33 protein-coding genes are annotated in these 21,565 nt (G+C 61.7%); 30 read left to right on the top strand and 3 right to left on the bottom strand.

Annotation, left to right across the window (positions count from 1 at the left end; translation table 11 throughout):
* The first annotated feature begins 5 nt into the window (after positions 1–5).
* The 27 genes from rpsS to truA all read left to right on the top strand — a co-directional run bounded on the left by rpsS (position 6) and on the right by truA (position 15,187).
* Positions 6–287, top strand: coding sequence for a 30S ribosomal protein S19 (gene rpsS, locus R4P64_RS32250; protein ID WP_003940820.1), 282 nt, complete (start codon positions 6–8; stop codon positions 285–287).
* Positions 284–688, top strand: a complete 405-nt coding sequence (gene rplV / locus R4P64_RS32255) for a 50S ribosomal protein L22 (RefSeq protein WP_033231377.1) — start codon at positions 284–286, stop codon at positions 686–688. Before rpsS ends, rplV begins: the two co-directional genes overlap by 4 nt.
* A complete protein-coding gene (rpsC, locus tag R4P64_RS32260) occupies positions 688–1,494 on the top strand; it encodes a 30S ribosomal protein S3 (RefSeq protein ID WP_033231376.1) in 807 nt (268 codons plus the stop codon). The genes rplV and rpsC overlap by 1 nt, the downstream gene beginning before the upstream one ends.
* Before the next feature lie 3 nt (positions 1,495–1,497).
* Entirely contained in the window at positions 1,498–1,914 is a 417-nt protein-coding gene (gene rplP / locus R4P64_RS32265; RefSeq protein ID WP_003940899.1) for a 50S ribosomal protein L16, read from the top strand.
* Positions 1,914–2,150: a 50S ribosomal protein L29 gene (gene rpmC, locus R4P64_RS32270; protein ID WP_033231375.1), complete on the top strand. Its 237-nt coding sequence runs from the start codon at positions 1,914–1,916 to the stop codon at positions 2,148–2,150. Before rplP ends, rpmC begins: the two co-directional genes overlap by 1 nt.
* A complete protein-coding gene (gene rpsQ, locus R4P64_RS32275) occupies positions 2,147–2,428 on the top strand; it encodes a 30S ribosomal protein S17 (protein WP_003941020.1) in 282 nt (93 codons plus the stop codon). The genes rpmC and rpsQ overlap by 4 nt, the downstream gene beginning before the upstream one ends.
* A gap of 327 nt (positions 2,429–2,755) precedes the next feature.
* Positions 2,756–3,124 (top strand): 50S ribosomal protein L14, encoded by a 369-nt coding sequence (gene rplN / locus R4P64_RS32280; protein ID WP_003940951.1) that lies wholly within the window; start codon positions 2,756–2,758, stop codon positions 3,122–3,124.
* Positions 3,124–3,441, top strand: coding sequence for a 50S ribosomal protein L24 (gene rplX, locus R4P64_RS32285; protein WP_033231374.1), 318 nt, complete (start codon positions 3,124–3,126; stop codon positions 3,439–3,441). The genes rplN and rplX overlap by 1 nt, the downstream gene beginning before the upstream one ends.
* 1 nt (position 3,442) lies before the next feature.
* Positions 3,443–4,009 (top strand): 50S ribosomal protein L5, encoded by a 567-nt coding sequence (gene rplE, locus R4P64_RS32290; protein ID WP_033231373.1) that lies wholly within the window; start codon positions 3,443–3,445, stop codon positions 4,007–4,009.
* Between the two features lie 4 nt (positions 4,010–4,013).
* Positions 4,014–4,199 (top strand): type Z 30S ribosomal protein S14, encoded by a 186-nt coding sequence (locus tag R4P64_RS32295; protein ID WP_033231372.1) that lies wholly within the window; start codon positions 4,014–4,016, stop codon positions 4,197–4,199.
* 301 nt (positions 4,200–4,500) lie between these two features.
* Positions 4,501–4,899, top strand: a complete 399-nt coding sequence (gene rpsH / locus R4P64_RS32300; protein WP_033231371.1) for a 30S ribosomal protein S8 — start codon at positions 4,501–4,503, stop codon at positions 4,897–4,899.
* A 15-nt stretch (positions 4,900–4,914) separates the two neighbouring features.
* Positions 4,915–5,454 (top strand): 50S ribosomal protein L6, encoded by a 540-nt coding sequence (gene rplF, locus R4P64_RS32305; protein ID WP_033231370.1) that lies wholly within the window; start codon positions 4,915–4,917, stop codon positions 5,452–5,454.
* 1 nt (position 5,455) lies between these two features.
* A complete protein-coding gene (rplR, locus tag R4P64_RS32310) occupies positions 5,456–5,863 on the top strand; it encodes a 50S ribosomal protein L18 (protein ID WP_033231369.1) in 408 nt (135 codons plus the stop codon).
* A 31-nt stretch (positions 5,864–5,894) separates the two neighbouring features.
* On the top strand, positions 5,895–6,566 hold the full coding sequence (gene rpsE / locus R4P64_RS32315; RefSeq protein WP_033231368.1) for a 30S ribosomal protein S5: 672 nt from the start codon (positions 5,895–5,897) through the stop codon (positions 6,564–6,566).
* Complete coding sequence (gene rpmD / locus R4P64_RS32320; protein ID WP_003940751.1) at positions 6,566–6,745, top strand: 50S ribosomal protein L30; 180 nt, start codon at positions 6,566–6,568, stop codon at positions 6,743–6,745. The genes rpsE and rpmD overlap by 1 nt, the downstream gene beginning before the upstream one ends.
* A 2-nt stretch (positions 6,746–6,747) precedes the next feature.
* A complete protein-coding gene (rplO, locus tag R4P64_RS32325) occupies positions 6,748–7,191 on the top strand; it encodes a 50S ribosomal protein L15 (RefSeq protein WP_033231367.1) in 444 nt (147 codons plus the stop codon).
* Positions 7,192–7,430: 239 nt separating this feature from the next.
* The gene (gene secY / locus R4P64_RS32330; protein WP_033231366.1) at positions 7,431–8,750 is read left to right on the top strand and encodes a preprotein translocase subunit SecY; all 1,320 of its coding nucleotides are present in this window, start codon (positions 7,431–7,433) and stop codon (positions 8,748–8,750) included.
* Positions 8,747–9,292: an adenylate kinase gene (locus tag R4P64_RS32335; protein WP_033231365.1), complete on the top strand. Its 546-nt coding sequence runs from the start codon at positions 8,747–8,749 to the stop codon at positions 9,290–9,292. The genes secY and R4P64_RS32335 overlap by 4 nt, the downstream gene beginning before the upstream one ends.
* Positions 9,292–10,089, top strand: coding sequence for a type I methionyl aminopeptidase (gene map, locus R4P64_RS32340; RefSeq protein WP_033231364.1), 798 nt, complete (start codon positions 9,292–9,294; stop codon positions 10,087–10,089). The genes R4P64_RS32335 and map overlap by 1 nt, the downstream gene beginning before the upstream one ends.
* A 356-nt stretch (positions 10,090–10,445) precedes the next feature.
* Positions 10,446–10,667: a translation initiation factor IF-1 gene (gene infA, locus R4P64_RS32345; RefSeq protein WP_003418601.1), complete on the top strand. Its 222-nt coding sequence runs from the start codon at positions 10,446–10,448 to the stop codon at positions 10,665–10,667.
* A 90-nt stretch (positions 10,668–10,757) separates the two neighbouring features.
* The gene (gene rpmJ / locus R4P64_RS32350) at positions 10,758–10,871 is read left to right on the top strand and encodes a 50S ribosomal protein L36 (protein ID WP_003938068.1); all 114 of its coding nucleotides are present in this window, start codon (positions 10,758–10,760) and stop codon (positions 10,869–10,871) included.
* Positions 10,872–11,120: 249 nt separating this feature from the next.
* On the top strand, positions 11,121–11,495 hold the full coding sequence (gene rpsM / locus R4P64_RS32355) for a 30S ribosomal protein S13 (protein ID WP_033231363.1): 375 nt from the start codon (positions 11,121–11,123) through the stop codon (positions 11,493–11,495).
* Positions 11,495–11,908: a 30S ribosomal protein S11 gene (rpsK, locus tag R4P64_RS32360; RefSeq protein WP_003940683.1), complete on the top strand. Its 414-nt coding sequence runs from the start codon at positions 11,495–11,497 to the stop codon at positions 11,906–11,908. The genes rpsM and rpsK overlap by 1 nt, the downstream gene beginning before the upstream one ends.
* Positions 11,909–11,932: 24 nt before the next feature.
* The gene (rpsD, locus tag R4P64_RS32365; RefSeq protein ID WP_033231362.1) at positions 11,933–12,538 is read left to right on the top strand and encodes a 30S ribosomal protein S4; all 606 of its coding nucleotides are present in this window, start codon (positions 11,933–11,935) and stop codon (positions 12,536–12,538) included.
* 119 nt (positions 12,539–12,657) lie between these two features.
* Complete coding sequence (locus tag R4P64_RS32370) at positions 12,658–13,719, top strand: DNA-directed RNA polymerase subunit alpha (protein ID WP_033231361.1); 1,062 nt, start codon at positions 12,658–12,660, stop codon at positions 13,717–13,719.
* Between the two features lie 29 nt (positions 13,720–13,748).
* A complete protein-coding gene (gene rplQ / locus R4P64_RS32375; RefSeq protein WP_033231360.1) occupies positions 13,749–14,297 on the top strand; it encodes a 50S ribosomal protein L17 in 549 nt (182 codons plus the stop codon).
* A 5-nt stretch (positions 14,298–14,302) separates the two neighbouring features.
* Positions 14,303–15,187, top strand: a complete 885-nt coding sequence (gene truA, locus R4P64_RS32380; protein WP_033231359.1) for a tRNA pseudouridine(38-40) synthase TruA — start codon at positions 14,303–14,305, stop codon at positions 15,185–15,187.
* 70 nt (positions 15,188–15,257) lie between these two features.
* Here truA and R4P64_RS32385 read toward each other — a convergent pair whose 3' ends face one another.
* On the bottom strand, positions 15,258–16,400 hold the full coding sequence (locus R4P64_RS32385; protein ID WP_033231358.1) for an acyl-CoA dehydrogenase family protein: 1,143 nt from the start codon (positions 16,398–16,400) through the stop codon (positions 15,258–15,260).
* A gap of 57 nt (positions 16,401–16,457) precedes the next feature.
* Between R4P64_RS32385 and R4P64_RS32390 the strand changes: the two genes are divergently transcribed.
* Both R4P64_RS32390 and R4P64_RS32395 read left to right on the top strand, forming a co-directional pair.
* Complete coding sequence (locus R4P64_RS32390) at positions 16,458–17,051, top strand: TetR/AcrR family transcriptional regulator (protein WP_317824255.1); 594 nt, start codon at positions 16,458–16,460, stop codon at positions 17,049–17,051.
* Entirely contained in the window at positions 17,048–17,605 is a 558-nt protein-coding gene (locus tag R4P64_RS32395) for an NADPH-dependent FMN reductase (RefSeq protein ID WP_233363562.1), read from the top strand. The genes R4P64_RS32390 and R4P64_RS32395 overlap by 4 nt, the downstream gene beginning before the upstream one ends.
* 5 nt (positions 17,606–17,610) lie before the next feature.
* On the opposite strand, the gene eccE is transcribed toward R4P64_RS32395, so the two are convergent.
* Positions 17,611–19,254, bottom strand: coding sequence for a type VII secretion protein EccE (gene eccE / locus R4P64_RS32400; RefSeq protein WP_317824256.1), 1,644 nt, complete (start codon positions 19,252–19,254; stop codon positions 17,611–17,613).
* 62 nt (positions 19,255–19,316) lie between these two features.
* Here eccE and eccB point away from each other — a divergent pair, with 62 nt between their 5' ends.
* A complete protein-coding gene (gene eccB / locus R4P64_RS32405; protein ID WP_317824257.1) occupies positions 19,317–20,780 on the top strand; it encodes a type VII secretion protein EccB in 1,464 nt (487 codons plus the stop codon).
* Here the strand turns inward: eccB and R4P64_RS32410 are convergent.
* On the bottom strand, positions 20,773–21,423 hold the full coding sequence (locus R4P64_RS32410; protein ID WP_033231353.1) for a TetR/AcrR family transcriptional regulator: 651 nt from the start codon (positions 21,421–21,423) through the stop codon (positions 20,773–20,775). The genes eccB and R4P64_RS32410 overlap by 8 nt on opposite strands.
* Positions 21,424–21,565: the final 142 nt, after the last annotated feature.

Genomic DNA, 21,565 nt, shown 5'->3' on the forward strand with positions numbered 1-21,565 from the left:
GAAGGATGCCACGCAGCCTTAAGAAGGGCCCGTTCGTCGATGACCACCTCCTCGCGAAGGTGGATGTACAGAACGAAAAGGGAACCAAGCAGGTCATCAAGACCTGGTCCCGTCGTTCGACAATCATCCCGGACTTCATCGGCCACACGTTTGCGGTTCACGACGGCCGTAAGCATGTCCCCGTGTTCGTTTCCGACTCCATGGTCGGACACAAGCTCGGAGAGTTTGCACCGACCCGTACGTTCAAGGGTCACATCAAGGATGATCGGAAGGCGAAGAGGCGATGAGCAACACCGAAACCGCCAACCCGACTGCCAAGGCAGTAGCGCGCCACGTGCGCGTTACACCGATGAAGGCACGTCGTGTTGTGGACCTGGTCCGCGGGCGCTCGGTTGAAGACGCCCTGAACATTCTGAAGTTCGCGCCGCAGGCAGCGAGCGAGCCGGTCGCCAAGGTGATCGCCTCCGCAGCAGCCAACGCCGAGAACAACCTCGACCTCGACCCGAGCACGCTTGTCGTTGCGACGGCGTTCGTGGACGAGGGCGCGACCCTCAAGCGGTTCCAGCCGCGTGCACAGGGACGTGCGTTCCGTATTCGCAAGCGCACCAGTCACATCACCGTGATCGTGGAGAGCCTGCCGAAGTCCGGAACATCGACCCGTAATCGCCGGAAGGGAAGTGCTCAGTAGTGGGCCAGAAAATCAACCCGCACGGCTTCCGTCTCGGCATCACCACCGACTGGAAGTCTCGCTGGTACGCAGACAAGCAGTACGCGGAGTACGTCAAGGAAGACGTCGCGATCCGTAAGCTCCTCGCCACCGGCATGGAGCGCGCGGGAATCGCGAAGGTCGAGATCGAGCGCACCCGTGACCGTGTTCGCGTGGACATCCACACGGCACGTCCGGGCATCGTCATCGGCCGCCGCGGCGCCGAAGCCGATCGCATCCGTTCCGAGCTCGAGAAGCTGACCGGCAAGCAGGTTCAGCTGAACATCCTCGAGGTCAAGAACGCAGAAGCTGAAGCACAGCTCGTCGCACAGGGTGTGGCCGAGCAGCTCTCGAACCGCGTTGCTTTCCGTCGTGCAATGCGCAAGGCCATTCAGTCGGCCATGCGTCAGCCGAACGTCAAGGGAATTCGCGTTCAGTGCTCCGGTCGTCTCGGCGGCGCCGAGATGTCCCGGTCGGAGTTCTACCGCGAAGGCCGTGTGCCGCTGCACACGCTTCGTGCGGACATCGACTACGGCCTCTACGAGGCCAAGACCACCTTCGGTCGCATCGGCGTCAAGGTCTGGATCTACAAGGGCGACATCGTTGGCGGCAAGCGTGAGCTCGCAGCCACCGCCGCCGCTCCGGCCGGGGATCGCCCGCGCCGCGAGCGTCCGAGCCGTCCCCGTCGTTCCGGCGCAACCGGCACCACCGCGACTAGCACCGAGGCCGGCCGCGCAGCGACCGCAACCGCCGATGCTCCCGCAACTGATCAGAATCAGGAGGGCTGACGCATGTTGATCCCTAGGCGGGTCAAGCACCGCAAGCAGCACCACCCGAGCCGTTCGGGTGCCGCCAAGGGCGGTACCCAGGTGACATTCGGTGACTACGGCATCCAGGCTCTCGAGCCTGCCTACATCACCAACCGGCAGATAGAGTCCGCTCGTATCGCCATGACTCGGCACATCAAGCGTGGCGGCAAGATCTGGATCAACATCTTCCCGGATCGCCCCCTCACGAAGAAGCCGGCCGAAACCCGAATGGGTTCCGGTAAGGGTTCGCCCGAGTGGTGGATTGCCAACGTCAAGCCCGGACGCGTTCTGTTCGAGATGACATACCCCAACGAGGAGATCGCTCGTGAGGCCCTGCGCCGCGCGATGCACAAGCTCCCGTGCAAGTGCCGGATCGTGACCAGAGAGGAGCAGTTCTGATGGCTACTGGAACCCCAGCAGCAGAGCTCCGCGAGCTCAGTGAAGACGAGCTGGTCACCCGGCTCCGCGAAGCGAAGGAAGAACTTTTCAACCTTCGTTTCCAGATGGCCACAGGCCAGATGGACAACAACCGACGACTGCGCACCGTTCGTCACGAGATCGCGCGCATCTACACCGTCCTGCGTGAGCGTGAGCTCGGACTCGCTGTGGGTCCGGATGCAGGTGACGCGGCATGAGTGAGGAAAAAGCAGTGAGCACAGAAGAGCGCGCGAGCCGTAAGGTCCGTGTCGGATACGTAGTTTCCGACAAGATGGAAAAGACGATCGTGGTCGAGCTCGAAGACCGCGTCAAGCACAAGCTCTACGGCAAGATCATCCGCCGTACGACCAAGGTGAAGGCGCATGACGAGAACGGCGTTGCCGGCGTCGGCGACCGCGTTCAGCTGATGGAAACCCGTCCGCTGTCCGCGACGAAGCACTGGCGTCTGGTCGAGGTCCTCGAAAAGGCCAAGTAAGCCTGATCGTGATCTCGAGCTGATCGAGCACAACCGAATGGCCCGCTTCCCGTTGGGGGAGTGGGCCATTCGGCTTTCGGTCAGGAATGCAGATGGTGGGCAAGGTGCGCTGATTTGGTAATCGGTGAACCCTTCCCTACAATAGAACGGTTGCCTGTGGCAGAGGTGTGTCTTCACGTGCGCAGCTCGACCGGTGCTTGCAGTGATCGCCTTCATCGATGAACTTCGGTGGGGCAGCAGCTCAGACACGACGCAGGTGGCAACAATGACCGCGCGCACCGGGTCGGTAATCCGTTGCGCACGAAATTCCAGGTCTAGGGAGATCAAGTGATTCAGCAGGAGTCGCGAGTTCGCGTCGCTGATAACACGGGTGCCAAGGAAATCCTTTGCATCCGCGTTCTCGGCGGTTCGTCACGTCGCTACGCCGGGATCGGTGACGTCATCGTCGCCACCGTCAAGGACGCAATCCCCGGTGGAAACATCAAGAAGGGTGAGGTCGTCAAGGCCGTCATCGTTCGCACGACCAAGGAGCGCCGTCGTCCGGACGGTTCCTACATCAAGTTCGACGAGAACGCAGCAGTGCTCATCAAGGCTGACAGCGATCCCCGTGGAACCCGCATCTTCGGACCCGTCGGCCGTGAGCTGCGCGAGAAGAAGTTCATGAAGATCGTTTCGCTCGCCCCGGAGGTGCTGTGATGAAGGTGCACAAGGGTGACACCGTTCTGGTCATCGCCGGTAAGGACAAGGGCGCGAAGGGCAAGGTCATTCAGGCTTTCCCCGCGACCGACAAGGTCCTCGTCGAAGGCGTGAACCGAATCAAGAAGCACACCGCGGTTTCCGCGAACGAGCGCGGAGCATCCTCCGGCGGCATCGTCACGCAGGAAGCTCCGATCCACGTATCCAACGTTGCAGTCGTCGACTCGGACGGAAACCCCACTCGCGTGGGCTACCGCACCGATGAAGAGACCGGCAAGCGCGTTCGGGTTTCCCGGAAGAACGGGAAGGACATCTGACATGACCTCCACCGAAAACAAGGTCCAGCCGCGCCTCAAGGCGCGCTACCGCGCTGAGATCAAGGACGCGCTCAACAGCGAGTTCGACTACGCCAACGTCATGCAGATCCCCGGTGTTGTCAAGGTTGTCGTCAACATGGGCGTCGGCGACGCTGCCCGTGACGCCAAGCTGATCAACGGCGCTGTCCACGACTTGTCTCTCATCACGGGCCAGAAGCCCGAGATCCGTAAGGCACGTAAGTCCATCGCGCAGTTCAAGCTTCGCGAAGGCATGCCCATCGGCGCACGCGTCACCCTCCGTGGCGACCGTATGTGGGAGTTCCTGGACCGCCTCGTGTCTGTCGCGCTGCCCCGTATCCGCGACTTCCGCGGTCTCTCGGGCAACCAGTTCGACGGCAACGGCAACTACACGTTCGGCCTCAACGAGCAGTCGATGTTCCATGAGATCGACGTGGACAAGATCGATCGCCCCCGCGGTATGGACATCACCGTCGTGACCACCGCAACCAACAACGAAGAAGGCCGTGCACTGCTCAAGCACCTCGGCTTCCCGTTCAAGGAGAACTGAGCGCATGGCTAAGAAGGCATTGGTCAACAAGGCCAACAAGAAGCCCAAGTTCGCGGTTCGCGCCTACACCCGCTGCCAGCGCTGCGGTCGTCCGCACGCTGTGTTCCGCAAGTTCGGCCTGTGCCGAATCTGCTTGCGCGAGATGGCACACGCCGGCGAGCTTCCCGGAGTTCGCAAGAGCTCCTGGTGATCTGAGACCTTCGGGTCTTGTCACTTCACGCTTGTGAATGGGCGTGGGTTCCTTCGGGAATCCACGCCCATTCGGCATTTATCGGGTATTTCCCAGATGTGGGGACGCGCTGTTTGGACAGGACGGCCAAAGTTCCCTACACTAGAGCGGTTGCCGTGGCTGACGCATGCGTTCAGCTCGGTGCGGTAACTTACGCCGTCTGACATAAGTCGGACGGCCCAGCCGAATTGCTGGAGGCCCACGACCGGACTCGTCCGGTGTTGCATGGGAACCACAGCGAGAAAGGTGTCGAGGTCGACCTATGACCATGACTGACCCCATCGCAGACTTCTTGACGCGTCTGCGCAACGCCAACACGGCGTACCACGATGAGGTGAAGCTTCCCCACTCGAAGATCAAGGCGAACATTGCCGAGATCCTCAAGCGCGAGGGCTACATCTCCGACTTCCGTACCGAAGACGCCGAGGTCGGCAAGACCCTCGTCGTCGATCTGAAGTACGGCCCCAGCCGCGAGCGTAGCCTCGCCGGCGTGCGTCGCGTTTCCAAGCCCGGTCTCCGGGTTTACGCGAAGTCCACCAACCTGCCCAAGGTCCTCGGAGGCCTCGGCGTGGCGATCATCTCCACGTCGTCCGGTCTGCTCACCGATCGCCAGGCGGCCAATCAAGGAGTAGGCGGGGAAGTCCTCGCCTACGTCTGGTAGAGGGAGGCCACCACAATGTCGCGTATTGGAAAGATTCCGGTCAACGTCCCCGCGGGCGTCGACGTTACGATCGCCGGCCAGGACGTCACGGTCAAGGGGCCCAAGGGCACCCTGGCACTGACGATCGCCGAGCCCATCGAGATCGCCAAGGCTGAGGACGGCTCCCTGAGCGTCACTCGCCCCGACGACGAGCGTCGCAGCCGTGCGCTGCACGGTCTGTCGCGGACCTTGGTTGCGAACATCATCACCGGTGTCACCGAGGGTTACACCAAGAAGATGGAAATCCACGGTGTCGGTTACCGCGTGGCGCTGAAGGGCAAGGACCTCGAGTTCGCGCTCGGCTTCAGCCACCCGGTCCCGATCGAGGCTCCCGAAGGCATCACCTTCGTCGTCGAGTCGCCCACCCGGTTCTCGGTGTCAGGCATCGACAAGCAGAAGGTCGGGCAGATCTCGGCCAACATCCGTCGTCTCCGTCGTCCGGACCCGTACAAGGGTAAGGGCGTGCGTTACGAGGGTGAGCAGATCCGCCGCAAGGTCGGAAAGACGGGTAAGTGATATGAGCCAGACTGCAAACCAGAAAGCCAAGCGGATTCCGCTCGGCAAGGATGCGTCCACGAAGCGTCGTCTCTCGAAGACACGTCGTCACTTCCGTCTCCGCAAGAAGGTCTCCGGCACGCCCGAGCGTCCCCGCTTGGTCGTCAACCGGTCCTCACGCCACATCCACGTCCAGCTCGTGGACGACCTGGCAGGCCACACTCTGGCTGCTGCGTCGACCATCGAAGCCGACGTGCGCGTGGCCGAAGGCGACAAGAAGGCTGCGAGCGCGAAGGTCGGTCAGCTGATCGCCGAGCGCGCAAAGGCTGCCGGCGTGGAAGCAGTGGTCTTCGACCACGGCGGACACGGCTACCACGGTCGCATCGCGGCCTTGGCAGACGCAGCTCGCGAAGGCGGGTTGAAGTTCTGATGACCAACATTTTCAACGGAAGGACAGCCTGATGCCGGGACGTCAAAGGCGTGACGGCGGAAGCGGACCCGCCGGACAGAATGGCCCCAACAGCGGCGACAACAGCAACGCTCGTGGGGACAACCGTGGTGGCGGCCGTGACCGTCGCGACGGTGGCCGTGGCGGAAACGCTGCGGAGAAGTCACAGTTCATCGAGCGCGTTGTCACGATCAACCGCGTCTCCAAGGTCGTCAAGGGTGGTCGTCGCTTCAGCTTCACCGCTCTCGTGATCGTCGGAGACGGCAACGGACTGGTCGGCGTCGGCTACGGCAAGGCCAAGGAAGTTCCCGCGGCCATCCAGAAGGGTGTCGAGGAGGCTCGCAAGAGCTTCTTCCGCGTCCCGATGATCGGCAACACCATCACTCACCCCGTTCAGGGTGAGGCTGCTGCCGGCATCGTCATGCTTCGCCCGGCAAGCCCCGGTACCGGTGTTATCGCCGGTGGCGCGGTGCGTGCCGTGCTGGAGTGCGCTGGTATCGCGGACATCCTGTCGAAGTCGCTCGGTAGCGACAACGCCATCAACGTCGTGCACGCGACCGTTGCCGCGCTCAAGGGTCTGCAGCGTCCCGAGGAAGTTGCGGCTCGCCGCGGCCTCACCCTCGAAGAGGTTGCACCCGCCGGCATGCTGCGCGCACGCGCACAGGCTGCTGGGAGTGTGAAGTAATGGCAGATCTCAAGGTCACTCAGATCAAGAGCATCATCGGGACCAAGCAGAACCAGAAGGATTCTCTGCGCACGCTCGGTCTCAAGGGCATCCGTCAGACCGTTGTTCGTGAGGACAACGCACAGAACCGCGGTCTGATCAACGTGGTGCGCCACCTCGTAACAGTTGAGGAGGTCTAACCATGACCATCAAACTGCACCACCTGCGCCCCGCTCCCGGATCCAAGTCCAACAAGATTCGTGTTGGACGCGGCGAGGGCGGCAAGCGTGGTAAGACCGCAGGTCGCGGTACCAAGGGCACCAAGGCACGTAACACCGTGCGCGTGGGCTTCGAGGGTGGACAGATGCCGCTTCACATGCGTCTGCCCAAGCTCAAGGGCTTCAAGAACCCCTTCCGCACCGAGTACCAGGTCGTCAATGTCGGCGACATCGCCCGTCTGTTCCCCGAAGGTGGAGCAATCTCGGTCGAGGATCTCGTTGCCAAGGGCGCAGTCCGCAAGAACCAGCTCGTCAAGGTTCTGGGCGACGGCGAACTGACTGTTGCCGTTCAGGTGACCGTCGACAAGTTCACCGGTTCCGCCAAGGAAAAGATTGCTGCTGCCGGTGGTTCCGCCACCGAGCTGTGAGTAATCACGCGTAGCTAGTCCGATGGCCGCAGCGCAGCATTTGCTGTGCTGCGGCCATCGGCGTCTGTGCTGTTCGTCCCGAAAGTGTGGCCCCGTCGACCGGGTCAGGCACACTGGTTGTATCTTCGGCTTACCCGAGTTTCGTGGTCGGCTCGTTTAGTTCCCATAAATTGACTGTTAGAGTTCTGAAGTTCGGCAGGTCAAAAGATCTGCCCCCAACCGTCGTGCCAGGAGGATCTTTGCTTTCCGCCTTCGTTTCGGCCCTCAGGACACCCGACCTGAGGCGGAAGATCCTATTCACCCTCGGCCTGGTAGCCCTCTACCGGGTCGGCGCAGTGCTTCCGTCACCTGGTGTCGACTACGCCAGAGTGCGTGAGTGCATCGACATAGCTAACTCTGGTGACTCGGCGGGCATCTACTCGCTGATCAACTTGTTCTCCGGTGGTGCGCTACTCCAGTTGTCGGTGTTTGCGATCGGCATCATGCCGTACATCACCGCCAGCATTATCGTTCAGCTGCTGACCGTGGTCATCCCGAAGTTCGAGGAACTTCGCAAGGAGGGCCAGTCGGGTCAGGCCAAGATGACGCAGTACACGCGCTATCTCTCCATCGCTTTGGCGGTGCTTCAGTCGACGGGCATCGTTGCGCTCGCAGCTAGGGGACAGCTACTGCAAGGCTGTGACGACATCATCGCCGACAAGTCGATCTTCGGCTTGATCATTCTTGTCCTGGTCATGACGGCCGGCGCCGCACTCGTCATGTGGTTCGGTGAGCTCATCACCGAACGGGGCGTCGGTAACGGCATGTCGCTCCTCATCTTCGCCGGTATCGCCTCGCGTATCCCGTCCGAAGGCAAGGCCATTCTGGACAGCCGTGGTGGCCTCGTCTTTGCACTCGTCTGCTTTGCAGCGCTCTTGATCATTGCCGGCGTCGTCTTCGTCGAGCAGGGCCAGCGTCGAATTCCCGTCCAGTACGCCAAGCGCATGGTGGGACGCAAGATGTACGGCGGCTCGTCGACGTACCTGCCGCTCAAGGTCAACCAGGCCGGTGTCATCCCGGTGATCTTCGCGTCGTCGCTGCTGTACCTGCCTAACCTGATTGCGCAGCTCACGTCGGCCAGCACTGCGGTCGACCCCAGTTGGTGGCAGCGAATCATCAACACCTACTTGGTCAATCCCGCCAACCCGGTGTACATCCTGATCTACTTCGGTCTTATCGTGTTCTTCACGTACTTCTACGTCGCGATCACCTTCAATCCAGAAGAGCGCGCCGACGAGATGAAGAAGTTCGGTGGATTCATTCCAGGTATCCGTCCCGGTCAGCCGACCGCGGACTATCTCAACTACGTGCTGAGTCGCATCACCCTTCCGGGTGCGATCTACCTTGGCACCATTGCTGTTCTGCCCAATCTGTTCCTCGACATCGGGAATGGCGGCGGCGCGCAGAACCTGCCGTTCGGTGGCACCGCGGTGCTGATCATGGTCAGCGTCGGTCTGGACACCGTGAAGCAGATCGAGAGTCAGCTAATGCAGCGCAACTATGAAGGGTTCCTCAAGTGAGACTTGTCCTCCTTGGTCCTCCCGGTGCCGGCAAGGGCACCCAGGCCGCGATCCTGTCCGAGAAGTTCGGTGTTCCCCATATCTCGACGGGTGACCTCTTCCGAGCCAACATCGGTCAGTCCACCCCGCTCGGCGTGGAAGCGAAGAAGTTCATCGACGCCGGTGAGCTTGTTCCCAGCTCGATCACCAATGACATGGTGAAGGCACGCGTTGCCGAGCCGGACGCCGCCAACGGATTCCTGCTCGACGGATTTCCGCGCTCGGTCGATCAGGCGGAAGCCCTCGAAGGCATCCTGAAGGATCTCGATACGAAGCTCGACGGTGTGCTTTCCTTCGTCGTCGACGAAGACATCGTGGTGGAGCGAATGCTCGCACGTGGCCGTGCAGACGACACCGAGGACGTGATTCGCAACCGCCTCCGGGTCTACCGCGACGAGACGTCGCCGCTGTTCGACTACTACAAGGACAGCATCGTTTCCGTCGACGCGATCGGCGAGGTCGAAGAAGTCAACGCTCGCGCACTGGCAGCGCTGGGTAAGTAATGGTTTTCGGGCGTAAACGCAAGGTTGTTCCGTTCCGCTCCGCGGGCGAACTCGACGCAATGGCTGCGGCCGGCGCAATCGTGGGTTCGGCGTTGGTGGCGGTGCGCGCTGCGGCAAAGCCCGGTGTCAGCACCCTGGAATTGGATGCGGTCGCCGAATCTGTCATCCGCGATGCGGGTGCGGTGCCGTCCTTCCTCGGCTACAACGGTTTCACCGGTTCGATCTGTTCTTCGGTCAACGACCGGGTTGTTCACGGAATCCCGTCGGCGCAGGACGTCCTCGCCGAGGGTGACCTGGTGTCCATCGACTGCGGCGCGATCCTCGAGGGTTGGCACGGAGACTCCGCGTGGACGTTCGGTGTCGGTGAGATCAGTGCAGCCGATCAGGATCTGAGCGAAGCAACTCGATTGTCCATGGAAGCCGGCATTGCGGCGATGATCGCAGGCAACCGTCTGACAGACGTTTCGCACGCCATCGAGCTCGGCACCCAGGCCGCCGAGAAGCTACACGGCCGTTCATACGGAATCGTCGACGGCTACGGCGGTCACGGTATCGGCCGTGAGATGCACATGGATCCGTTCCTGGCCAACGAAGGTGCCCCGGGCAAGGGGCCCGAGTTGGTGATCGGATCTTGCCTGGCAATCGAGCCGATGTTGACGCTCGGGACCACGGATACCGTGATTCTCGATGACGACTGGACTGTGGTGACCACCGACGGTTCGCGTGCTGCTCATTGGGAGCACACTGTTGCTGTCACGGCGGACGGCCCGCGAATTCTGACGCTGCGACCGGAGTAGTTTTCGGCTCCAACGCTCGACAAGTGTTGACAGCAAGAGTGATTCGCTCTTCGAGAAGTCCCGGTCCCGCAAGGGGTCGGGACTTTTTTCGGTTGCTGGTTCGGTGGCCGCGGAGGCATGGATTGCCGCCCAGATGCGCTGCCGTAGGGGAGGCGCATTTGGCCTGGTCGTTCTCTTCGCGTAACATAGCTAGGCGGTGCGCCATGCGTGTCGACAGCTTGTGTGTGTAGGACTGCCGCTACGGGGAACAACGCACCGAGTCGATGTAAAAATCATGTCGATGAAGAAACCATTGCGTGCCAATGTAACGGAAGCCGATGCACGAAGCATGCCAAACCAAACGGATCGCGGAGGATATGGCTAAGAAAGACGGGGCCATCGAGGTCGAAGGACGAGTAGTCGAGCCGCTGCCCAATGCGATGTTCCGCATTGAGCTCGAGAATGGCCACAAGGTCCTCGCCCACATCAGCGGAAAGATGCGTCAGCACTACATTCGCATCCTCCCGGAAGATCGCGTTGTCGTAGAGCTCTCGCCCTACGACTTGTCGCGCGGACGCATCGTTTACCGCTACAAGTAACGAACTTCCCGGATCTGACCTGGGTCAGGGAGAAGTACGTCTGCCGGGGTTCGCCTTTGCAGGCTGCGACAAAACAGGAGATCAGAAGACGTGAAGGTTCAGCCGAGCGTCAAGAAGATCTGCGAGAAGTGCAAAGTGATCCGCCGTAACGGTCGGGTCATGGTGATCTGCGAGAACCTGCGTCACAAGCAGCGTCAGGGCTAGATCTAGCTTTTCGAAGATCTGCTTGGCAACAAGCAAAGAAGACCTTCCAGTACCAGCCATTGTTGACGAGACCCCACGCGATCGTTTACCGATCGACAAGGTCGGACAATGGTTCACCCCCGGCACGGAGGCCGGGGCCCCACTGAGTTAGTTGATGAGACCAGTCACGTTTTCGGACGTGGTTACTCGGCAAGAGGCACAGGGGATGGGCTGGGAGCAGACCTCCGCACACCGATAGGAAATGCCAACATGGCACGTCTCTCTGGTGTTGATCTTCCTCGCGAAAAGCGCATGGAGATCGCACTGACATACATCTACGGCATCGGCCGTACCCGCTCCAAGGAAATCCTTGACGCCACCGGCGTCAACCCGGATCTCCGGAGCAAGGACCTCTCGGACGAGGACCTGGCAAAGCTCCGCGAGTACATCGAGGAGTCGCTCAAGGTTGAGGGTGACCTTCGCCGCGAGGTTCAGGCCGACATCCGTCGCAAGATCGAGATCGGCTGCTACCAGGGCCTGCGCCACCGTCGTGGTCTGCCCGTGCGTGGTCAGCGCACCAAGACCAACGCCCGTACCCGTAAGGGTCCGAAGCGCACCATTGCCGGCAAGAAGAAGGCGAAGTAATGCCCCCGAAGTCACGTAGCACCGGTCCGAAGAAGACCCAGAAGACGCGTCGCAGGGATAAGAAGAACATCCCGCACGGCGCCGCTCACATCAAGAGCACCTTCAACAACACCATCGTGTCCATCACGGACCCCGCCGGAAATGTCATTTCCTGGGCGTCCTCGGGACACGTCGGCTTCAAGGGTTCGCGTAAGTCGACTCCCTTCGCCGCTCAGCTTGCTGCTGAGAGCGCTGCCCGCAAGGCGCAGGAGCATGGTGTCAAGAAGGTTGACGTCTTCGTCAAGGGACCGGGTTCGGGTCGCGAGACCGCGATTCGTTCGCTCCAGGCCGCAGGCCTCGAGGTCGGCACCATTTCCGATGTAACTCCCCAGCCGCACAACGGCTGCCGTCCGCCCAAGCGGCGTCGGGTATAAGCGGGAAGGAATAGGTAGAAAATCATGGCACGTTATACCGGACCCATCACCCGCAAGTCGCGTCGTCTGCGCGTCGACCTCGTTGGAGGCGACCAGGCATTCGAGCGTCGCCCGTACCCGCCCGGACAGCACGGCCGCGCGCGTATCAAGGAGAGCGAGTACCTGCTCCAGCTGCAGGAGAAGCAGAAGGCTCGCTTCACCTACGGCGTCATGGAGAAGCAGTTCCGTCTGTACTACAAGGAGGCGAACAACCGCCCCGGTAAGACCGGCGAGAACCTGCTCACCATCCTGGAGTCGCGTCTCGACAACGTCGTGTACCGCGCAGGCCTCGCTCGCACGCGCCGTCAGGCACGTCAGCTGGTCACGCACGGTCACCTTCTCGTGAACAACAAGAAGGTCGACATCCCGAGCTACCGCGTCTCGCAGTACGACATCATCGATGTCAAGGAGAAGTCGCTCGCAACGCTTCCGTTCCAGGTTGCCCGTGAGACCGTTGGCGATCGCCCGGTTCCCGCGTGGCTGCAGGTTGTCGGCTCGCGTCTGCGGATCCTGGTTCACCAGCTTCCCGAGCGTGCGCAGATCGACATTGCTCTGCAGGAACAGCTCATCGTCGAGTACTACTCGAAGTAAGGTGCTCCGCGCCCTGTGCGCCTTTCCGGTAGTTCCGACTACCGGAAAGGCGCACGGGGCCGCAGGCCCTTTCCCATCGTGGGCGTCAAATAGTGGACGTCCGTACAGGAGGAAATACCATGCTCATTTCTCAGCGACCCACGTTGACCGAAGAGGTCATCGCTGATAACCGCTCGAAGTTCGTCATCGAGCCCCTGGAGCCAGGTTTCGGGTACACGCTCGGCAATTCGCTGCGCCGCACGCTGCTCTCGTCGATCCCCGGCGCTGCTGTCACCAGCATCCGCATCGACGGCGTTCTCCACGAGTTCACCACGGTCCCCGGAGTGAAGGAAGACGTCACTGACATCATCCTGAACCTCAAGGGTCTCGTCGTGAGCTCCGAAGAGGACGAGCCGGTCACCATGTACGTCCGCAAGCAGGGCCCCGGCGCTGTTACCGCAGGCGACATCGTGCCCCCGGCCGGCGTCATCGTGAACAACCCTGATCTGCACATCGCCACCCTGAACGACAAGGGCAAGCTGGAGATCGAGCTCGTAGTCGAGCGCGGTCGTGGCTATGTCCCCGCCGTCCAGAACAAGGCGTCCGGCGCAGAGATCGGCCGCATTCCGGTCGACTCGATCTACTCGCCGGTGCTCAAGGTCACCTACAAGGTGGAGGCCACTCGCGTCGAACAGCGCACCGACTTCGATCGGCTCGTTCTCGACGTGGAAACGAAGAACTCCATCACCGCACGGGACGCGCTCGCTTCTGCGGGCAAGACCCTGGTTGAGCTCTTCGGCCTGGCCCGTGAGCTGAACGTCGAAGCAGAAGGCATCGAGATCGGACCCTCGCCCGCCGAGGCCGATCACATCGCTTCCTTCGGACTCCCCATCGAGGATCTGGACCTCACGGTCCGTTCCTACAACTGCCTCAAGCGCGAAGGTGTTCACACCGTCGGTGAGCTTGTCGGCCGTACCGAGTCCGATCTGCTCGACATCCGCAACTTCGGACAGAAGTCCATCGACGAGGTCAAGGTCAAGCTGCATTCGCTCGGCCTGTCCCTCAAGGACAGCCCCGCATCCTTCGATCCCACGACCGTTGCAGGCTACGACGCCGCCACCGGAACGTGGAGTGACACCGATGCCGGTTCCTTCGGCGATGCCGACGGTACCGAGGACTACGCCGAGACCGAACAGCTGTAGCAGCTCAGGTCCTTTACTAGGAGATCATCATGCCCAAGCCCAAGAAGGGTGCCCGCTTCGGCGGGTCGGCTTCCCACCAGAAGGCGATTTTCGCCAATCTGGCTACCGCGCTCTTCGAGCACGGTCGTATCACCACCACCGAGTCCAAGGCCAAGGCACTGCGCCCGTACGCCGAGAAGCTCGTCACGCACGCGAAGGCCGGCACGCTGGCTCACCGTCGTGAGGTGCTGAAGGTCATCCGTAACAAGGATGTCGTTCACACCCTGTTCGCCGAGATCGGCCCGTTCTACGCGGACCGTAACGGTGGATACACCCGCATCATCAAGACGATCCCCCGCAAGGGCGACAACGCGCCGATGGCAATCATCGAGCTCGTCAAGGAAAAGACCGTCACCTCCGAGGCTGACCGCGCGCGTCGCGTCAAGGCTTCGCAGGATGCTCCCGCCGCAGAGAACGTCGTCGAGGCCGTAGAGGCTGACGCGACCGAGGCTGAGGTCGAGAACGCTGATGCAGTTGTCGAAGCTATCGAGGACGAGACCGCAACTGCGGCCGACGCCCCCGAGGCCAAGAAGGACTAGTTCCCTTGGTTTCAGCACACGCTGAATCGAACGAGCCCGCCGCCCCCCTCGGGGACGGCGGGCTCGTTCGATTGCGGCTCGATATCTCTTATGACGGCACCGACTTCTCTGGTTGGGCCAGGCAGACCGATCTACGCACGGTGTGCGGTGAGATCGAAGACAAACTGGGAACTGTTCTACGGCAACCCGTTCAGTTGACCGTCGCCGGTCGGACGGATGCCGGCGTCCATGCGAGTGGTCAGGTCGCGCACGTCGACGTGCCGGCTGATCTCCTGCCGGACGATCCGTCGCGATTGGTTCGGCGGCTCGCTCGGTTCCTGCCGAAAGATGTTCGAGTCAAGAGTATTTCCGTCGTCCCGGCTGATTTCGACGCGCGTTTCTCCGCGATGCGACGCTATTACGAGTACCGGGTGTCCAACGCGATGTTCGGTGTCGAACCGCTTCGTGTGCGTGACATGGTTTCCTACCCGAAGGCTCTTGATCTGGCCGCGATGCAGGAAGCGTCGCAGCGACTCTTGGGACTTCATGACTTTGCCGCGTTTTGCAAGCGCCGCGAAGGAGCGACGACCGTACGCGAACTTCAGCGGTTCGACTGGACACAAGAGGGCACAGTGTTCACGGCCTACGTGAATGCCGACGCGTTTTGTTGGTCGATGGTGCGGAGTCTTGTCGGCGCCGTGCTGTCCGTCGGTGAGGGGCGTCGTACGTCGGATTGGCTTGCCGGGTTGCTCGACGAATCCTCACGGTCGAGTTCCATCCTGGTGGCACCGGCCCATGGTTTGTCGTTGGTGCGAGTCGATTACCCGGATTATTCGGAGTTGGCGGCCCGCAACGCGATTACCCGTGAGACCCGCGAATTGCCGTCGGCCGGCGGTTGCTGCGGCGACTGAAGGCGCTCATCGACATTGCCCTCCCACCATTGCCCTCCCACCATTGTGGGAGGGCAATTGTCGTATCCGGCTATCCCGCCAATTGGCGCGCGATGACCAGACGCTGAATCTGGTTGGTGCCCTCGAAGATCTGAGTGATTTTGGCTTCACGCATATACCGCTCGACCGGGAAGTCCTGGGTGTACCCGTAGCCGCCGAATACCTGCACGGCGTCGGTCGTAACCTTCATCGCGGCGTCTGTGGCAATGAGCTTGGCGACGCTGGCGTTGCGGGAGTACGGCACTCCGGCGTCGCGGCGACGGGCCGCATCGAGGTACGTGGCACGAGCGGAGTCGACGGCTGCGGCCATGTCGGCGAGCACAAAGCCGAGGCCCTGATGGTCGATGATCCGCTTGCCGAAAGCCTTGCGTTCCTTGGCGTAGGCAACCGCGTCGTCGAGTGCGCCCTGGGCGATGCCGACCGCAACGGCCGCAATTCCCAACCGACCGGAGTCGAGGGCGCTGAATGCGATGGGAAGTCCCTGACCGCGCTGGCCGATGAGGCGCTCGTCCGGGATGAAGGCGTCGTCGTAGTTCGCAGAGGCGGTGGGAACAGCGCGCAGTCCCATCTTTTCCTCGGGCTTACCGAAGCTGAGGCCCTCGGTGTCCTTGTCCACCAGGAGGCAGGAGATGCCGCGTGAGCCGTCGTCGCTGGTGCGGGCGAAGAGGTTGTAGAAGTCTGCCTTGCCGCCGTTCGTGATCCAGGCTTTGCTGCCGTTGATGCGGTATCCACCGTCGACGGGTGCAGCCTTGCAGGACAACGCTGCTGCGTCGGATCCCGCCTGGGATTCGGAGAGGCTGTAGGCGCCGATGGTGTTGCCGCCCAGCATGTCCGGCAGCCACTTGTTCTTCTGTTCGTCGGTGCCGAAGGTGAAGAGTGGGAAGCAGGAGAGGCTGTGAACGCTCACTGCGACGGCAACTGCAGCCCACCGTGAGGCGATCTCTTCGAGGACTTGCAAGTAGACCTCGTACGGCTGATCGCCGCCGCCGAACTCCTCGGGGTACGGCAAGCTCAGGAGCCCGGCTTGTCCGAGAGCGGGGAAGACTCCATCCGGGTACTTCTCGGCCTTTTCGTACTCGTTGACCTTGGGGGCGAGGACCTTGTCTGCCACGTCTCGGGTCAGTTCGATGAGATCGCGAGCTTCTTGGCTGGGCATCAGACGTTCGACCGGCACTGTCGACTCCTGTTTCTGTAGTAGTACTGACAACGATACTGCAGTACTGTTTTCAGTATGGCAAGAGTGACGGCACGCAGAGTGCAGCTATTCGATCAGTTGGTTGCGCTTTTTCTCGACGAAGGATTCGCGCATCTCACTCTCGACGAGATCGCCGCGCGCCTGCATTGCTCCAAGAGCACCCTGTACACCGTCGCAGCCGGCAAGGACGATCTCGTGCGCGCCGTCACGGTCCATTTCTTTCGTACCGCGACCGATGCCGTCGAAGACGCGGTTGCAGCTCACGCGGATCCGTTGCAGCAAGTGAGCGCGTACCTCGAGGCCGTCGGCGATCAGCTTTCCGCCGCATCGCACCAGTTCATGGAGGACCTCGCGGCGTCCACGTCGGCGCGTCAGGTGTACGAGAAGAACACGTCGATCGCTGCGAGTCGGGTACGCGAGATGATTGTTCGAGGCGTGGACGCCGGCGCGTTTCGCGAAGTACACGCGTCGTTTGTCGCTGACGCAGCCTCGAACACGATGGTGCGCATACAGCAACGTGACGTCTACAAGGCGACCGGACTGGACGACGCGCAGGCGTACCGCGAACTTGCCGCCCTGATCACCACCGGGATTGCTGCGACGGGCGCGCCGTTATCATCAACGACATGACCGATCTGTTCGTCGAGGTAATTGTCGGTTCCGTGCGCGAGGGACGAATCGGCTTGGCTGTCGCCGATTGGTTTGTTGCGCGCGCCGTGAATCAACCGAATTGGTCTGTCTCGGTCATCGACCTCGCCGAATTGATGCTTCCAACCGATTTCTCGCCGTCGGAGGCCGCCGAGGAATTGCGTCGACGCATCGAGCGCGCCGACGCCGTTGTTGCGGTCACACCCGAATACAACCATGGATATTCTGCTGCTCTGAAGACGGCACTCGATTCGGTGAAACACGAATGGCGCGCGAAACCGATCGGTTTCGTGTCGTACGGAGGAGTGTCGGGAGGGTTGCGTGCGACGGAACAATTGCGGCAGGTTGTTGCCGAACTGCACATGGTCTCCGTGCGTCAAAGCGTGAGTATTCACCAGGCCCGCAAGCAATTCCGGTCGCCGAATCCTACGGTGGACGCTATCGCAACCGATGCCGCCGACCGGATGATCGGTCAATTGGACTGGTGGGGAAGAGGACTGCGCGAGCATCGCGGCCGGAAGGCGTATCCCGGGTGACTCCGCTACGGTGACACCGGGAACTCGGCCCCTGCGCGCGGTCGTCCGATGAAGGATGTTTCGGCGGCGATGGTCACCAGCGTGAGTTCGACGCTTGTCTTGTCGGTCGCGACGACAATCCGATCGCCGAGGGCATTCGGCTGGACGATCGTGAGATCGGGTTCGATCTCAGGCCACTGCGCCGGGTTGCCGTACACGTAGACCGCGGTGACACCGGCGCGCGGGGGAAGAGCTCGAACACCGTCGAAGACAACGGTATTGAAGGTTCCTTCCGGTCCTTGCCCGTGGCCGGAAACTCGGAGGCGATCGGGGACACCCATCGAGTCGATCAAGGGTGTCCAGGTCTCGGGCCGATCCGTGTGGATCAGAACCCGGGTTCCGGTGGCGACGGCACGGAAGATCAATTGTTGGGCGAGATAGAGTTCCCCGGCCACGAAGACGGTATTCACGCCGGTCCCCGCAACGAGGGCAGCAACGCCTTGGCCTCGATCGTCGGATCCGAGGAGTTGTCCGCATCCCGCCAGTGGGAGCTCGAGCGCGGTCAGGTCCGCAGCATCCATCGTTCGGGTAGGCGAGATGGCGTCGAGCGAGGTGAGCGCGGTCGGCACGTTGGTCAGCAGGGCATCGCGTTGACGGCCACGCATGGATACCAGCCCGGCGACCGGGGCAGCTTTCGGGAGATGCCGAGTCGTGAATCGACAGGTGGCGCTCACTGCCGTCAGTCCGGTTTCGGGACGTGGCCGGAGCCGAACGGTGACCGAGGTGCCCAGTGTCGCGGCCGCCCACACCTGCGCGAGACTGCCTTTGGTAATTGCCTTCGGCTCGATTCCGTAACCGAGATTCGATACACCGGGAAGTGGTGTGGAACGCCATGTTTCGGCCACGTCTGCGACTTCCACACCGCGACTGACCTGTGCGATCGACGAGGAGATCTCGGGTGCTGTCAAGATGCGTGCCCGTGCGCCGGCAGCTTCGAGAACCCGCACCACTCGGCTTGTTGCGACGGAGATGCTGCGCGCCGCTCCGTCGCCGCCACCACCGCGGCGGTCGACGGCATCGGAGCCTTCGATTCGGTCGAATCGTAGTGCAAGCCAGACGATTCTGGTGGCCGTAGCGGGTAGCGGGCCGATCAGACGGTCGTACACCTCGGTTGCCGGTGTTCCGGACGCCACCCGAAAACCGTGGCTGACGATGTCGATCCCGGTGAGCGAAATATCGTGTTGGTGAAGGCAATCTGCGAGTTCCGCAGTGGGTAGGGCATGCGACGCGTCGAATGACGTTCGGCCGATTCGAGTCAGATAGTCGTGCGGCGCCATGATCTCGACGACGCTCACCAGCGTCGAACCGTCGACGCGTAGGCCGATGGATTGCTCGCTGGGCGTCTGGAAGCTCACGATGGTACCGCTGGAGGTCTGGCACCGTCGCATGTATCGAACGGCGGTCCGAATCCACGTCGTGATCGATCGACCGCCGATATGCAGCAGCAGGATCACCGCGACGGCGGCTGCGATCGCGATTGCCCACCGCAATTCGAGTCCGGCAAACAGGGCGAGACACGCTGCGCTGATACCCACGGCCTGTGCACTGACGACCTCGCGCGCCGAGATCCTGTGCGACGACGGCCAGTACTTCAAACGTGATCTGTCCACGGTTCCACCCCCGGGGGAACTGTACTGTGTCATCTCAGGGGATGACAGGTACGGGGGGAAATATGGCTGCTACACCTACAACTCGGTGGCAGGTCAACGGATACCGCTTCCTGGTTCGGCGCATGGAACATGCACTGGTCAGGCGGGATGTGCGGATGCTGCACGACCCGATGCGATCGCAATCGCGGGCCTTGATCGTCGGTATCGTGCTGGCGTCGTTGGGTCTTGCGGGGTGTGGTGTGCTTGCGCTTTTTCGGCCTCAGGACAAGATTGCCGATGCAGCCATCGTGGTCGGAAAAGACTCGGGTGCAATGTTTGTCGCAATGGAGGGCACATTTCACCCGGTTCTGAACCTTGCATCTGCGAGGTTGATCATCGGTTCGCCTGACAAGCCTTCGATCGTGAAGGAATCCGAAATCGATGGCAAGCCTAGGGGAGCGCTGGTGGGGATACCAGGTGGGCCGTCGGCACTACCGGAGGCGGCAGATCCGACAAATGCGCCTTGGGCGGTGTGTGACACCGTAGGTGCCGACGGCAATCGGTCCGTGGCCTCGACGGTGCTGGTCGGCGAGCCGAAGTTGCGGGAAGTCGCGTCGTACTTGCCTTCTGATCACGCGCTTCTCGTGCGTTCGGGTGCTGATCATTTTCTCGTCTACGACGGGAAACGGGCTGCTGTCGACATCGGTGATCCGGCGATCACGCGGGCATTGGGACTTGAAGGAATCGAGCCGCGGCCGATCAGCGTCGGCATGCTCAATGCGATCCCGGAGGTTCCGCGGCTACAGGCTCCGGCCATTCGTGGTCTTGGCACAGTGCCGCAGTATCCGTTGGCGGACAAAACAGTCGGATCCGTTGTTCAAGTCTCCACGGGCTCCGATATGATGTACTACGTCGTTCTCGAGGACGGTATACAGAAGGTCAGTTCAGCTGTGGCGCAACTGATCTACTTCTCCGACTCTCAAGGTGACTCGGGAATGGCCACTGTGACGCCGGATGCGATCAATCGCATTCCCTCGGTGAACGAACTTGCCACGGCCGCACTCCCGGCTGTGGCTCCGACCGTGGTGAACGAAGACATAGCTCCGGTCAGTTGTCTTGTCTGGAAACCGGATCCGGTTTCGGTTGCAGCGCAGCGTAGCTCCGCGAGCGTGAGTGTGCTCGTGGGTAGCGACCTGCCGATTGCCGCTGACGCCAGGGTGGTTGCGCTGGCGCAGGCGGACGGGTCGGGGGATCGGTTGGATTTTGCCTACGTCGCGCCGGGTATGGGGGGATTTGTTCAGGCGACCGGGATCGAGACGGAGAGTACTCGGCGCGACAGCGTGTTCTATGTTGCCGATACCGGCGTGAAATACGGAGTGCCGAAAGAAGATTCGGCGAAGTCGCTCGGACTCTCGAGACCTCCGGATCGCGCGCCTTGGCAAATGTTGGAGTTGTTGGCTTCGGGACCGTCACTCGACAAATCGAATGCCCTTGTTGCACATGACGGAATGACGCCAGACCCGTTTCCGGCGGCGCCGGTCAATTAGCGCTCGTGCGTGCGCTGAGAAAGTCCCCGACGCTGGTGACGGGGGCCGAAAGTATGCCAACGGCCGCGTCGATGATGAAGTAGGCCAAGCCCGTCCAGTCGGGGTCGATCGAGTCTTGCTGAACCAGTGACTCGTACCGGGCGCAGACGTCCGTGACCATGCGACCCATGATCCAGGCCCTGCCGGCCAGTACGGGTGGTGGCACGTCCGCGAGGAAGGCTCTCGTTTGCTGGATGAGGTCGTCTTCCAGCGGGTCCGACATCATGGAGATGAGTTCCATTCCGGATGGCACTGACCTCAATTGTTGGAGCAGGCGTGCCCGCCAGCTGGGCCGCGGCATCGATGCGAGCTGATCGGTCCACGGAAGGATGAGGCAGCTCAACAAGTCTCGGAGATCGGGGTTCTCGCCCAAGACGGCGACGAGTTGTGTGCGGCGCAGCTTGGTCTCGGTCGCGTGACGCTCCAACAAAGCGCGGATGAGTTCGTCGCGTCCGCCGAAGTGATAGGCCACGGCGGAGTGATTGGCGTTGCCTGAGTGTTCGGCGATGTGACGGTTCGACACCGCGTCGATGCCGTGGGTGGCAAAGAGTTCCTCTGCCGAGTCCAGCAATGACTGCCGCACCCGATCTCCGTGTTGTCCCATGCTTCCTCCGTTTGCTGGTTCCCTGACTGGTCTTCCGGCGCGACGCCGCGGAAGTGGGATCAACGTCACGACTCTACCGATTGCCATTTTAAGTCATGCGGCGTAATTTTTTTAAGACGCGCAGCGTAATTTTTGATATTTA

The sequence above is a fragment of the Rhodococcus sp. IEGM 1366 genome (assembly GCF_033142425.1).
In the GTDB taxonomy this organism is placed as follows: Bacteria; Actinomycetota; Actinomycetes; order Mycobacteriales; family Mycobacteriaceae; genus Rhodococcus_F; species Rhodococcus_F globerula.

Excerpts from the sequence above, each read along its gene's own strand:
- R4P64_RS32370 (WP_033231361.1), top strand. The coding sequence starts at position 12,658 with ATGCTCATTTCTCAGCGACCCACGTTGACCGAAGAGGTCATCGCTGAT.
- rpsM (WP_033231363.1), top strand. The coding sequence starts at position 11,121 with ATGGCACGTCTCTCTGGTGTTGATCTTCCTCGCGAAAAGCGCATGGAG.
- rpsE (WP_033231368.1), top strand. The coding sequence starts at position 5,895 with ATGCCGGGACGTCAAAGGCGTGACGGCGGAAGCGGACCCGCCGGACAG.
- rplQ (WP_033231360.1), top strand. The coding sequence starts at position 13,749 with ATGCCCAAGCCCAAGAAGGGTGCCCGCTTCGGCGGGTCGGCTTCCCAC.
- rpsK (WP_003940683.1), top strand. The coding sequence starts at position 11,495 with ATGCCCCCGAAGTCACGTAGCACCGGTCCGAAGAAGACCCAGAAGACG.
- rplO (WP_033231367.1), top strand. The coding sequence starts at position 6,748 with ATGACCATCAAACTGCACCACCTGCGCCCCGCTCCCGGATCCAAGTCC.
- R4P64_RS32410 (WP_033231353.1), bottom strand. The coding sequence starts at position 21,423 with ATGGGACAACACGGAGATCGGGTGCGGCAGTCATTGCTGGACTCGGCA.
- rpsQ (WP_003941020.1), top strand. The coding sequence starts at position 2,147 with ATGAGTGAGGAAAAAGCAGTGAGCACAGAAGAGCGCGCGAGCCGTAAG.
- rplX (WP_033231374.1), top strand. The coding sequence starts at position 3,124 with ATGAAGGTGCACAAGGGTGACACCGTTCTGGTCATCGCCGGTAAGGAC.
- rpsD (WP_033231362.1), top strand. The coding sequence starts at position 11,933 with ATGGCACGTTATACCGGACCCATCACCCGCAAGTCGCGTCGTCTGCGC.
- rpmD (WP_003940751.1), top strand. The coding sequence starts at position 6,566 with ATGGCAGATCTCAAGGTCACTCAGATCAAGAGCATCATCGGGACCAAG.
- rplR (WP_033231369.1), top strand. The coding sequence starts at position 5,456 with ATGAGCCAGACTGCAAACCAGAAAGCCAAGCGGATTCCGCTCGGCAAG.
- rplF (WP_033231370.1), top strand. The coding sequence starts at position 4,915 with ATGTCGCGTATTGGAAAGATTCCGGTCAACGTCCCCGCGGGCGTCGAC.
- map (WP_033231364.1), top strand. The coding sequence starts at position 9,292 with ATGGTTTTCGGGCGTAAACGCAAGGTTGTTCCGTTCCGCTCCGCGGGC.
- rplE (WP_033231373.1), top strand. The coding sequence starts at position 3,443 with ATGACCTCCACCGAAAACAAGGTCCAGCCGCGCCTCAAGGCGCGCTAC.
- infA (WP_003418601.1), top strand. The coding sequence starts at position 10,446 with ATGGCTAAGAAAGACGGGGCCATCGAGGTCGAAGGACGAGTAGTCGAG.
- eccB (WP_317824257.1), top strand. The coding sequence starts at position 19,317 with ATGGCTGCTACACCTACAACTCGGTGGCAGGTCAACGGATACCGCTTC.
- rplV (WP_033231377.1), top strand. The coding sequence starts at position 284 with ATGAGCAACACCGAAACCGCCAACCCGACTGCCAAGGCAGTAGCGCGC.
- rpsS (WP_003940820.1), top strand. The coding sequence starts at position 6 with ATGCCACGCAGCCTTAAGAAGGGCCCGTTCGTCGATGACCACCTCCTC.
- R4P64_RS32395 (WP_233363562.1), top strand. The coding sequence starts at position 17,048 with ATGACCGATCTGTTCGTCGAGGTAATTGTCGGTTCCGTGCGCGAGGGA.
- rpmC (WP_033231375.1), top strand. The coding sequence starts at position 1,914 with ATGGCTACTGGAACCCCAGCAGCAGAGCTCCGCGAGCTCAGTGAAGAC.
- rplP (WP_003940899.1), top strand. The coding sequence starts at position 1,498 with ATGTTGATCCCTAGGCGGGTCAAGCACCGCAAGCAGCACCACCCGAGC.
- R4P64_RS32390 (WP_317824255.1), top strand. The coding sequence starts at position 16,458 with ATGGCAAGAGTGACGGCACGCAGAGTGCAGCTATTCGATCAGTTGGTT.
- R4P64_RS32295 (WP_033231372.1), top strand. The coding sequence starts at position 4,014 with ATGGCTAAGAAGGCATTGGTCAACAAGGCCAACAAGAAGCCCAAGTTC.
- rpsH (WP_033231371.1), top strand. The coding sequence starts at position 4,501 with ATGACCATGACTGACCCCATCGCAGACTTCTTGACGCGTCTGCGCAAC.